General features: G+C 69.8%; 9 protein-coding genes and 1 tRNA gene. 6 read left to right on the top strand and 4 right to left on the bottom strand.

Annotated features, from left to right (window positions below; all coding sequences use genetic code 11):
• Nucleotides 1–18: 18 nt before the first annotated feature.
• Nucleotides 19–1,425, bottom strand: coding sequence for a cystathionine beta-synthase (locus OG609_RS24650; protein WP_327274812.1), 1,407 nt, complete (start codon nucleotides 1,423–1,425; stop codon nucleotides 19–21).
• Nucleotides 1,426–1,580: 155 nt separating this feature from the next.
• Here OG609_RS24650 and OG609_RS24645 point away from each other — a divergent pair, with 155 nt between their 5' ends.
• The 3 genes from OG609_RS24645 to OG609_RS24635 all read left to right on the top strand — a co-directional run bounded on the left by OG609_RS24645 (nucleotide 1,581) and on the right by OG609_RS24635 (nucleotide 5,448).
• Nucleotides 1,581–2,687: an SGNH/GDSL hydrolase family protein gene (locus OG609_RS24645; protein ID WP_327278171.1), complete on the top strand. Its 1,107-nt coding sequence runs from the start codon at nucleotides 1,581–1,583 to the stop codon at nucleotides 2,685–2,687.
• Nucleotides 2,688–2,817: 130 nt separating this feature from the next.
• The gene (locus OG609_RS24640; protein WP_327274811.1) at nucleotides 2,818–4,038 is read left to right on the top strand and encodes an acetyl-CoA C-acetyltransferase; all 1,221 of its coding nucleotides are present in this window, start codon (nucleotides 2,818–2,820) and stop codon (nucleotides 4,036–4,038) included.
• A 579-nt stretch (nucleotides 4,039–4,617) separates the two neighbouring features.
• Nucleotides 4,618–5,448 (top strand): hypothetical protein, encoded by an 831-nt coding sequence (locus OG609_RS24635; RefSeq protein ID WP_327278170.1) that lies wholly within the window; start codon nucleotides 4,618–4,620, stop codon nucleotides 5,446–5,448.
• 64 nt (nucleotides 5,449–5,512) lie between these two features.
• Here OG609_RS24635 and OG609_RS24630 read toward each other — a convergent pair whose 3' ends face one another.
• Nucleotides 5,513–5,830: a hypothetical protein gene (locus OG609_RS24630; protein WP_327274810.1), complete on the bottom strand. Its 318-nt coding sequence runs from the start codon at nucleotides 5,828–5,830 to the stop codon at nucleotides 5,513–5,515.
• Between the two features lie 100 nt (nucleotides 5,831–5,930).
• On the opposite strand from OG609_RS24630, the gene OG609_RS24625 reads away from it, so the two are divergent.
• Nucleotides 5,931–6,158, top strand: coding sequence for a DUF4287 domain-containing protein (locus tag OG609_RS24625; protein ID WP_327274809.1), 228 nt, complete (start codon nucleotides 5,931–5,933; stop codon nucleotides 6,156–6,158).
• Nucleotides 6,159–6,234: 76 nt separating this feature from the next.
• Here OG609_RS24625 and OG609_RS24620 read toward each other — a convergent pair whose 3' ends face one another.
• Together OG609_RS24620 and OG609_RS24615 are read right to left on the bottom strand one after the other, a co-directional pair.
• Nucleotides 6,235–7,122: a Bax inhibitor-1/YccA family protein gene (locus OG609_RS24620; RefSeq protein WP_327274808.1), complete on the bottom strand. Its 888-nt coding sequence runs from the start codon at nucleotides 7,120–7,122 to the stop codon at nucleotides 6,235–6,237.
• Between the two features lie 341 nt (nucleotides 7,123–7,463).
• Nucleotides 7,464–7,549, bottom strand: a tRNA-Leu gene (locus OG609_RS24615).
• A gap of 465 nt (nucleotides 7,550–8,014) precedes the next feature.
• On the opposite strand from OG609_RS24615, the gene OG609_RS24610 reads away from it, so the two are divergent.
• Together OG609_RS24610 and OG609_RS24605 are read left to right on the top strand one after the other, a co-directional pair.
• The gene (locus tag OG609_RS24610; protein WP_266361044.1) at nucleotides 8,015–8,785 is read left to right on the top strand and encodes an ABC transporter ATP-binding protein; all 771 of its coding nucleotides are present in this window, start codon (nucleotides 8,015–8,017) and stop codon (nucleotides 8,783–8,785) included.
• 58 nt (nucleotides 8,786–8,843) lie between these two features.
• A complete protein-coding gene (locus tag OG609_RS24605; RefSeq protein ID WP_327274807.1) occupies nucleotides 8,844–11,372 on the top strand; it encodes an ABC transporter permease in 2,529 nt (842 codons plus the stop codon).
• Nucleotides 11,373–11,428 lie beyond the last annotated feature (56 nt).

Below are 11,428 nucleotides of genomic sequence, written 5' to 3'. Positions count from 1 at the left end.
GCCCGGCCTCCGAGCCGGCTACGGCTTGCCGGCGGCCGCGTCCTTGGCGAGGAAGGCCAGCAGGTCCTGCCTGCTGACGACGCCCGTCGGCTTGCCCTCCACCAGCACGATCGCCGCGTCCGCCGCGTTCGTGCCGCCGAGCACCGCCATCAGGTCCGCGACCGGTTCACCGGAACCGACCTGCGGCAGCGGCGGCGACATGTGCTTCTCCAGCGGGTCGGAGAGCGAGGCCCGCTGAGCGAACAGGGCGTTCAGCAGCTCCCGCTCCACCACCGAACCGATGACCTCGGCGGCCATCACGTCCGGGTGGCCGGCGCCCGGCTTCACGATCGGCATCTGCGAGACGCCGTACTCACGCAGGACGTCGATCGCCTCGCCGACGGTCTCCTCGGGGTGCATGTGGACGAGCGTCGGGATCGGGCCGTCCTTGTGGTCGAGTACGTCCCCGACGCGTGCGGACGGTCCGGTGTCCTCCAGGAAGCCGTAGTCGGCCATCCATTCGTCGTTGAAGATCTTGCTCAGGTAGCCGCGGCCGCTGTCGGGCAGCAGGACGACGACCACGTCGTCCGGGCCCAGCCGCTTCGCGACCTCCAGGGCGGCGACGACCGCCATGCCGCAGGAGCCGCCGACCAGCAGGCCCTCCTCCTTGGCGAGGCGGCGGGTCATCTGGAAGGAGTCCTTGTCGGACACGGCGATGATCTCGTCCGTGACCGTACGGTCGTACGCGCTCGGCCAGAAGTCCTCGCCGACCCCCTCGACGAGGTACGGGCGTCCGGAGCCGCCGGAGTAGACCGATCCCTCCGGGTCCGCGCCGACGACCTTGACCGAGCCGCCGCTGATCTCCTTCAGATAGCGGCCGGTGCCGCTGATCGTGCCGCCGGTGCCGACACCCGCGACGAAATGGGTGATCTTCCCGTCCGTCTGCTCCCAAAGCTCCGGACCGGTGGTCTCGTAGTGCGAGCGCGGGTTGTTCGGGTTGGAGTACTGGTCGGGCTTCCAGGCTCCCGGCGTCTCGCGGACCAGCCGGTCCGAGACGTTGTAGTACGAGTCGGGGTGCTCGGGGTCAACGGCCGTCGGGCAGACGACGACCTCGGCACCGTAGGCGCGCAGCACATTGATCTTGTCCGTGGACACCTTGTCGGGGCAGACGAAGATGCACTTGTACCCCTTCTGCTGGGCGACGATCGCCAGGCCGACGCCCGTGTTGCCGCTGGTCGGCTCGACGATCGTGCCACCGGGCTGCAGCTCGCCGCTCTGTTCGGCGGCCTCGATCATGCGCAGGGCGATGCGGTCCTTGACCGAACCGCCGGGATTGAAGTACTCGACCTTGGCCAGGACCGTCGCCTGGATGCCGGCCGTGACACTGCCCAGCCTCACCAGCGGGGTATTGCCTACGAGACTGATCATCGAATCGTGGAATTGCACCGTGTACTCCGGGGTCTCCGAGATGGTGCGGCAAGCGTATGCGTACGGGCACGGGATTGGGCGAAGCGATTGAGCGACGGTCGCTGCGGGGCAGTTAGCTGTATGTACGGCGATACGGCAACGAGGAGGTGGACCGGACTGTGTCGAGGGCAAGGGTGGCACGGCGGATCGCAGCGGGCGCGGCCTACGGCGGCGGCAGCATCGGGCTGCTCGGCGCGGCGGCGGTAGGCGTACTGCTGGCGGAGGTCCAGCTGGCGAAACGGCAGGTGGGCGGCGGTATCGCACCGGTTCCGCCGAGCGCGGACGGACGGTACGGGGTGGCGTTCACCGGCCCCGCCGACCCGTTGCGGCTAGGGCTGCTGGGTGACTCGACGGCGGCCGGACAGGGGGTGCGCCGGGCCGGGCAGACACCGGGGGCGCTGCTCGCCTCGGGGCTGGCGGCGGTGTCCGAGCGGCCGGTGGATCTGCGCACTGTGGCGCAGCCGGGCGCCCGGTCGGACGATCTGGAGCGGCAGGTCTCGCTGCTGCTCGCCGATCCGTCCCATAGGCCCGACGTCTGCGTGATCATGATCGGGGCGAACGATGTGACGCATCGGATGCCCGCCACCCAGTCGGTGCGCTGTCTGACCACCGCGGTTCGCAGGCTGCGCACGGCGGGCGCGGAGGTGGTGGTCGGCACGTGCCCGGATCTCGGCACGATCGAGCCGGTCTACCAGCCGCTGCGCTGGATGGCCCGGCGGGTGAGCCGGCAGCTGGCGGCGGCCCAGACGATCGGTTCGGTGGAGCAGGGCGGGCGGACGGTGTCGCTGGGCGACCTGCTGGGGCCGGAGTTCGAGGCGAATCCGCGGGAGCTGTTCGGTCCGGACAACTACCACCCGTCGGCGGAGGGGTACGCCACGGCGGCGATGGCGGTCCTGCCCACGCTCTGTGCGGTGCTGGGACTGTGGCCGGAGTCCGACCGTCTGGACGGGGCCCGGCGCGAGGACATGCTGCCGGTGGCCAAGGCGGCCTCCCAGGCGGCCAGGGAAGCCGGTACGGAGGTCACGGGGGCGCGGGCGCCCTGGGCGCTCCTCAAGCACCGCAGGCGGCGGCGTCTGCCCGCGGCCACGGAGCCCCAGCCGCACCCGGAGACGCATGGGGAGGCGCCCCCGAAGACGCTCGGGGAACCACAGGGGGATTCGCACGCGAAGCCGCACGAGGAGGCGCCCGAGGAGCCATATGGAGAGTCGCACGGGGAGTCGCACAACCTGCCCGCCAATTGATCGACTGAGCGGCCGCTTAGAAAAGAGGTCGGCGTCACATGCGCTGCCCGGTGACCCAGCACCTACGTACAGGTAACTTCCAAGTCAGCACCTGCCAGAACCCGCCTTCCAGCCCTCATGGAGCCGCGTGATGCCCGAAGCCGTGATCGTCTCTGCTGCCCGTTCCCCCATCGGCCGGGCCTTCAAGGGTTCGCTGAAGGACCTGCGCGCGGACGACCTGACCGCCACGATCATCCAGACCGCGCTGGCCAAGGTGCCCGAGCTGGACCCGAAGGACATCGACGACCTGATGCTCGGCTGCGGCCTTCCCGGCGGCGAGCAGGGCAACAACCTGGGCCGCATCATCGCCGTACAGATGGGGATGGACCACCTTCCCGGCTGTACGATCACCCGCTACTGCTCGTCCTCCCTGCAGACCAGCCGGATGGCGCTGCACGCCATCAAGGCCGGCGAGGGCGACGTCTTCATCTCGGCCGGTGTCGAGATGGTGTCCCGCTTCTCGAAGGGCAACTCGGACAGCTGGCCGGACACGCACAACCCGCTGTTCGCCGACGCCGAGGCCCGCACCGCGGCCCGCGCCGAGCAGGGCGGCGACGACTGGCACGACCCGCGCGAGGACGGCCTGGTCCCGGACGCGTACATCGCGATGGGGCAGACCGCGGAGAACCTGGCCCGGCTCAAGGGCGTCACCCGCCAGGACATGGACGAGTTCGGCGTCCGCTCGCAGAACCTCGCCGAGGAAGCCCTCAAGAACGGCTTCTGGGAGCGCGAGATCACCCCGGTCACCACCCCCGACGGCACGGTCGTCAGCAAGGACGACGGCCCGCGTGCGGGCGTCACCCTGGAGGGCGTGCAGGGCCTGAAGCCGGTCTTCCGCCCCGACGGCCTGGTCACCGCCGGCAACTGCTGCCCGCTCAACGACGGCGCCGCCGCCCTCGTCATCATGTCCGACACCAAGGCGCGCGAGCTGGGCCTGACCCCGCTGGCCCGGATCGTCTCCACCGGTGTCTCCGGCCTCTCCCCCGAGATCATGGGATACGGACCGGTGGAGGCCAGCAAGCAGGCACTGAAGCGCGCCGGGCTGACCATCGACGACATCGACCTGGCCGAGATCAACGAGGCGTTCGCCGCCCAGGTGATCCCCTCCTACCGCGACCTCGGCCTGCCGCTGGAGAAGGTCAACGTCAACGGCGGCGCCATCGCCGTCGGCCACCCCTTCGGCATGACCGGCGCCCGGATCACCGGCACACTGATCAACAGCCTGCAGTTCCACGACAAGCAGTTCGGCCTGGAGACCATGTGCGTGGGCGGCGGCCAGGGCATGGCGATGGTCATCGAGCGGCTGAGCTGAGCTGCAGCGGAGGGTAGGGGGCGCCTGAGGTACGAAGGCGGCACCTGCCCGCAGCGGAAGCGAAGCGAACGCGACCACAAGACCGAGCGGCTGAGCTGAGCTGCAGCGGAGGGTAGGGGGCGCCTGAGGTACGAAGGCGGCACCTGCCCGCAGCGGAAGCGAAGCGAACGCGACCACAAGACCGAGCGGCTGAGCTGAGCTGCAGCGGAGGGTAGGGGGCGCCTGAGGTACGAAGGCGGCACCTGCCCGCAGCGGAAGCGAAGCGAACGCGACCACAAGACCGAGCGGCTGAGCTGAGCCGGCCCTGACATAGCCGTCAGCCGGTTCCCGGCCGACGGCGTGGCCGGTTCCGAGCCCCGACCGTGACCGAATCTCCCCCAGGATGTGATCTATCTCCTGGGGGAGAGTCATTCCCGCAGGTCACACCCGCAACAGGGTTAAACCCCAGGCCCAAAGGCCTGTCCAATTCGTGACGTAATGCACTGACACCGGGCGCAGGTAGAGGACAAGCTGAGGTAGGAAGTCGGGGGATCGATTGAAACCGGGAGTATGTCAGTGAGCGCCATGCCTCTTGCCCTGTTGCTGACCACCGCCGCTGCCACGGCCGTCGGCGCTGCCGCTCTGCACGCTGCTCACGGGCTGCGCAAGCAGATCACGGCCCTTCGTACGGAGCTGACCGCGGCCCGCGTCCACGGTGCCGCCGTGCCGGCGCAGAGCCGCAGCGACGTGACCCCAGCCGCCGAGATACGCGCGGCCGTGGCCGAAGCACTCGCCGAGGAGCGGGAGCGCGAGCTCGCCGAGGCCCGCGCCTTCTGGGCCACCCAGGAAGCGCGCGACGCCGCCGACGCCCCCTCCCTGCTGGGCGGACTGACCGGGATCGGCGAGGACGCGCCGTTCTTCATGCCGCGCCAGGCCGACTTCGCGGGCCTTGAGGCGATGGACCTCGACGCCACCGAGGCGCTCGAAGAGCTGACGGAGCTGGCCGAGCCGGCGGACATGACCGAGCTGCCCGAGACGGCGGAGTTCGCCGAGGACTCCCCCGAGCTGGCCGCGGCCCGTCGCCGTCACCCCTCGCACCCCGACTTCGTTCCGGTGCAGACCCCGGTCGTCACCGACCACGAGCGCACCGTGAACCGCCTCGAAGAGCTCGCCGACAGCCGTACGGAACTCGCCGATGTGCGCCCCGGCCCGCTCGGCACCCTCGACGTCTACGTCTTCGCCGACGGCACCACGCTCTGTATGACCCCCGGCCACCGCGAGACGGCCGAGCGCCTCGCCGAGTCGCTGCTCGCGGGTGAGCACCCGGTACTGCTGGGCGGCTCCGGCGTCTCCGGCGCGTACGCCTTGACCTTCTCCTGCGGCAAGGAGAACGTCTACATCCTCGCCGACCGCGTCATCGCCTCGTTCTAGCCCCGGCACATCCGGGCAGAACGGCTCTCGCCGGCCCCTGCCCCGGGCCACCGCCCGCCCGCCGCTACGCGAACGCCCGCGCAGCGGCCTCCGCCACGAATTGCACGGCCTCGTCCAGCTCGGTCGACGGGGCCGTTTCCAATGCCACCGCCAAGTCGCGCCCCGCTACGGAAAGTTGGTCGCCGATCGCGAAGATCCCGGCGTCCGGCATGACCCGCGGTTCCCGCTCCGGCGCCTCGATGCGCTGGGCCCGCAGAGCCAGTTCCCTGGCCGTGGCCAGCCCTTCGGCAGCCGCGCCGCGCTGCAGCCGGCTCTGGGGCGCGGCGCGCAGCCGGTCGGCGAATCGGTCCACGGCGGTGATCAGCGGGGTCGTATCGAGCACTCCGCGACCCTACGCGCCCTCCCGGGATGGTTGCCAACGGGCCGATGCTCGGGCACGGTGTCGGGAAGGACCAGCAACGCGCAATGCGTCGGAGGCGCCGATGTCCCAAGTCTTCTCCGAAAAGACCCATCGCAATCTGCTCTCCCGAATCCCCCGCTGCACCGGTCGTGAAGTCTCCGACTGGCTCCGCACCGTAGAGGAAGGCCCCGCTCTCCGCTTCGAGGAGAAGGTCAGCTGGCTGCGGAGCGAACACGACCTCGCCTACGGACACGCGAAGGCCCTCATCCACGAGTACGACCTCAGAAGGGCCGCGCGCAAGCTGCTCTAGGCACACGCGAGAAAGGGGAACGGCCCGCAGGCACAAGTGCCTGCGGGCCGTTCCGTTCCCGTTGCGGGGCGGTGCGTCAGTCGTCGCCGCTGAGGATGGAGAGCAGACGCAGCATCTCCAGGTAGATCCACACCAGGGTCATGGTGAGGCCGAAGGCCGCCAGCCAGGACTCCTCGCGCGGGGCGCCGAACGCGATGCCGTCCTCGACCTGCTTGAAGTCCAGGGCCAGGAAGCACGCACCGAGGACGATCCCGATGACTCCGAAGAGGATGCCGAGGCCGCCGCTGCGGAAGCCCAGGCCGTCACCGCCGCCGAAGACGGCGAACAGCAGGTTGACCACCATCAGGAGCATGAAGCCCATGGCGGCGGCCATCACGAAGCCGTAGAAGCGGCGGGTGACGCGGATCCAGCGCATCTTGTACGCGAGAAGCACACCGGCGAAGACACACATGGTGCCCATCACCGCCTGCATCACGACGCCCGGCCCGATGTACGTGCTGACCGCGCTGGAGATCACCCCGAGGAAGACACCCTCGAAGGCCGCGTAGGAGACGATCAGCGCCGGGACCGGCTTGCGCTTGAAGGACTGGACGAGCGACAGGACGAACGCCACCAGGGCGGCGCCGATCGCGATGCCGTAGGACTTGCCGAGGTTGGCCTCGTCGACCGGCAGCAGGGCCCAGGCGAGCGCGGCGCCGAGCACCACGGTGCCGAGCGTGAGCGCCGTGCGTGTGACGACATCGTCGATCGTCATCGCACCGGAACGCGCCGGTGCCTGCGGGACGCCGTACTGGGTGTCCTGCTGGGCGTAGGGGTTGGTGGCGTACGGGTTGGCGGCGGTGCCCTGCGCGTACGGGTTGGCACCCGCTGCGGGGGCCCCGGCCTGCGGCGCCGCGTTGAAGCCCGCGTATCCGTTGTCGCGGCTGAAGCCCCGTCGCGAGAAGACCGGGTTGCTGCTCCTCATCTCACTCCTCCATGGCCACCCTGCGTGGCCTTCCCACAAGAGTAATGGGTAGGCAAAAGAATCAGGCTCGTGCTTGGGGAGGATCTTTATGGAAGCCGGCGGCCGGCGAGGACCCCGGACAGGAAGGTCCGGGCGACCGAACGAACCGCCCTGCAAGATCGCCACCGGAGCCGGAGGCACACGGCCTGCCCGGAGCTGCGGACCGGCCGGGTGCGGGTGCCCGGTCCCGGAGCGGCTGCACGAAGAGGTCGGCTTCAAACGCCTGCCCGGACGGGACCTCGAGAACCTCATCCGGCACACGACCGTCACGCTTTCCCGCCCGCTCGACCTCATGCGCGAAGTGGTGCCCGGAACCGGACTCGAACCGGTACGCCCCCGAGGGGCAGCGAGGTTTAAGCTCGCCGTGTCTGCATTCCACCATCCGGGCCTGGCGCGCGGCTCCGCGTTGGCACATGACCCTATCCGGGGGCTTCCCCTGATCAGCGGATCAGTGGCGCGATGTTGTCTTATTTTATTGACCGTTTGAGGGGCCGTCAGCACTCGCGAAGGGGCATCGCCACATGCCTGGGCGGGGTAGCGGGCGCGGCGACCGGTAATCCGGATTGACGTAAAGTCGCCGCACCCGGACGGCGCATTCGCCAGGTGCGCGCCAGTGATCGCCATGGGCGCGCCCCCCGGCCGGGCAACGGGGGCCGTGCCGATGCCCTCAGGGTCGGTGTCATACCGGAGGAGGACGCGGGGGTCCCCTGGTGCGACTCAAGACGGCCCCTGGAACGGGCACGGGGTCTGACGACCTGCGGCGATACGGCGGTGACGATGGAGGGGTTCCAAAGGCAACCGATCGCAACCCCGGACGAAGCCCTCGGCCGGAGCCCCGAAACAGGAGATTCCCGTGACCACCACTTCCACCGCACACCGCGTCACCACGGTGGCTGCCCGCGCCACGGATCTGTCGAAGGTCTACGGAGAGGGCGAGACCAGGGTCACGGCCCTGGACCGGGTCTCCGTGGACTTCCCGCGGGGCGAGTTCACCGCGATCATGGGCCCGTCCGGCTCCGGCAAGTCCACGCTGATGCACTGCGTGGCCGGCCTCGACAGCTTCAGCAGCGGTTCGGTACGGATCGGCGAGACGGAGCTGGGCTCCCTCAAGGACAAGCAGCTCACCCAGCTCCGCCGGGACAAGATCGGCTTCATCTTCCAGGCGTTCAACCTGCTGCCCACGCTGACGGCCCAGGAGAACATCACGCTCCCCATGGACATCGCGGGCCGCAAGCCCGACGCCGAGTGGGTGCGCAAGGTCATCGACATGGTGGGCCTCTCCGACCGGCTGACCCACCGGCCGACCGAACTCTCCGGCGGCCAGCAGCAGCGCGTCGCGGTGGCCCGCGCCCTGGCCTCGCAGCCGGAGATCATCTTCGGTGACGAGCCGACCGGAAACCTGGACTCCCGCTCCAGCGCCGAGGTCCTCGGCTTCCTGCGCAACTCGGTGCGCGAGCTGGGGCAGACCGTGGTGATGGTGACCCACGACCCGGCGGCCGCCTCCTACGCGGACCGGGTCATCTTCCTCGCGGACGGCCGGATCGTCGACCAGATGATGCACCCCACCGCGGACGGGGTCCTCGACCGGATGAAGGCGTTCGACGCCAAGGGCCGCACCAGCTGACGCCCGCCCCGCCCCGCGCCCTCCTCCGGAACCCCTCCCCATCCCAGGACTGACAGACATGTTCCGTACCGCCCTGCGCAATGTGCTCGCGCACAAGGCCAGGCTGCTGATGACCGTCCTCGCCGTGATGCTCGGCGTGGCCTTCGTCTCCGGCACTCTGGTCTTCACCGACACCATCGGCAACGCCCTCCGTAACCAGTCGGCGAAGAGCTACGACAATGTCGCCGTGGCCGTCACCACCTACGCCGACCAGCGCAACGAGAAGACGCCCGGCATCACCGCCGCCACCCTGAAGAAGATCCAGGGCGTGGACGGCGTCGACACCGCCACCGGCCGGGTCTCCGGCTTCGCCGGGGTCGCCGACCCCGACGGCAAGCTGATCGGCAACGGCTGGTCGAACACCGGCGGGAACTACTCCCCCGGCAAGAACGGCAAGGACTCCGCGTACACCTTCGTCGACGGTACGGGCCCGGTCGCGGCCGACCGGATCGCGCTCGACAAGGAGACCGCGAAGCGGGGCGAGTACCACGTCGGTGACCGGGTCCGGGTCGCCACGAACGGGCCGGTGAAGGAGTACACCCTCTCCGGTGTCTTCACCACCGAGGACGGCGCGGTCAACGCGGGCGGCAGCCTGGTCCTCTTCGACACCGAGGTCGCCCAGAAGCTCTACCTCAGGCCCGGCGTGTTCAGGGACGTCAACGTGTCCGCCGCGCCCGGCGTCTCCGCCGAGAAGCTGCTCACCGGAGTGAAGCCGCTGCTGCCCAAGGACGCCGAGGCCAAGACCGGCCAGGCGCTCGCGGACGATCAGGCCAAGCAGATCGAGAACGGTCTGAGCGGTCTCAACGGGATGCTGCTCGCCTTCGCCGGCATCGCCCTGTTCGTCGGTGTCTTCCTGATCGCCAACACCTTCACCATGCTGGTGGCCCAGCGCACCAAGGAGCTGGCACTGATGCGCGCCGTCGGCGCCTCCCGCCGCCAGGTCAAGCGCTCGGTGCTCCTCGAAGCGGCCGTCGTCGGCGTGATCGCCTCGGTCGTCGGCTTCGCCCTCGGCCTCGGCCTCGCCACCGGGCTGCGCTCCGCGATGGGCCTGTTCGGCGGGAAGATCCCGGCCGGACCGCTGATCATCTCACCCACCGCGGTCATCGCCGCGTTCGCCGTCGGTGTCCTGATCACCGTGCTGGCCGCCTGGCTGCCCGCCCGCCGGGCCGCCAAGATCCCGCCGGTCGCGGCGATGAGCAGCGTCCACGCGACGGCCACCGTCAAGTCCCTGGTGCTGCGCAACTCCATCGGCGCGGTGCTCACCCTGCTGGGCGGGGCGGCGATCGTGGCGGGCGCGGCCAAGTCCGGATCGACCGGCCGGACCGTCATCGCCGTGGGTGCCTTCCTCACGCTGATCGGTGTCATCGTGCTGATCCCGCTGCTGTCGCGGCCGGTGATCGCACTGGTCCGCCCGCTGCTGAAGCGGCTGTTCGGGGTCTCCGGCAAGCTGGCCGCGCAGAACGCGGTCCGCAACCCGCGTCGTACCGGTGCCACCGCCTCCGCGCTGGCGATCGGCCTCACCCTGGTCACCGGCATCTCGGTCCTCGGCGTCACCCTCGGCCAGGCGGTCGACCGGATGACCACGGACAACATCAAGGCCGACTACATGGTGACGATGGCGAGCGGCGGTCCGCTCGACGAGTCGGCGCTCACCGCCCTGCAGAAGGCCGACGGCGTCTCGGCGATCTCGCCGCAGCAGGCCACCTCGCTGCGGGTCAAGGAGGACTACCACGCCGCATCCGGCGTCGCCCCCGGCGATGTGCAGAGGCTCTTCGCGCTGCCGACCGTCTCCGGCTCGATCGACGCGCTGGACAAGGGCGAGATCGCCGTCGACGAGAAGACGGCCAAGTCGAACGGCTGGAAGACCGGCGACACCCTGCGGGTGACGTTCGACGACGACAAGAAGGGCGAACTGAAGGTCGGGGCGGTCTTCAAGGGGAACGAGATGCTCTCCCCGGTCCTGATGCCGAAGAACGTCGCCGATGCGCACGGGAGCCGGGCGGACATCCGGGAGATCTGGCTGAAGATGGACGGCGGCGCGTCCGACGCCAACGAGCAGGCCCTGGTGAAGGCTCTGGGTGACAACCCGGGGATGAGCATCATGGACCGCCAGGACATCCGTGACATGTTCGGCGGCTCGGTCAACCTCGCGATGAACATCATGTACGGGCTGTTGGCGATGGCCCTGATCATCGCGGTGCTCGGGGTCGTCAACACCCTGGCGATGTCGGTCTTCGAGCGCCAGCAGGAGATCGGCATGCTGCGGGCGATCGGCCTGGACCGGCGCAGGGTGAAGCGCATGATCCGGCTGGAGGCCGTGGTCATCTCGCTCTTCGGCGCGGTGGTCGGTGTCGTGCTCGGCATGTTCCTCGGCTGGGCGATCGGGCAGACCCTGGCGTCGGACATCCCGGAGTACGCGCTGGTCATCCCGTGGGACCGGATCGCGGTCTTCCTGGTGCTGGCAGGGGTCGTGGGTGTGCTGGCCGCGCTCTGGCCGGCCCGCAGCGCCGCGAAGCTGAACATGCTGACGGCGATCAAGACCGAGTAGCGAACCGGGCGGCATTTCGCCGGACGCGCCCGAGGGCCGGTACCCGCAGCACGGAG

Origin of the sequence: Streptomyces sp. NBC_01224, assembly GCF_036002945.1 — a bacterium.
Lineage (GTDB): Bacteria > Actinomycetota > Actinomycetes > Streptomycetales > Streptomycetaceae > Streptomyces.
Note: the sequence above shows the minus strand (reverse complement) of the source record. Positions and strands in the feature narration are given on the sequence as shown.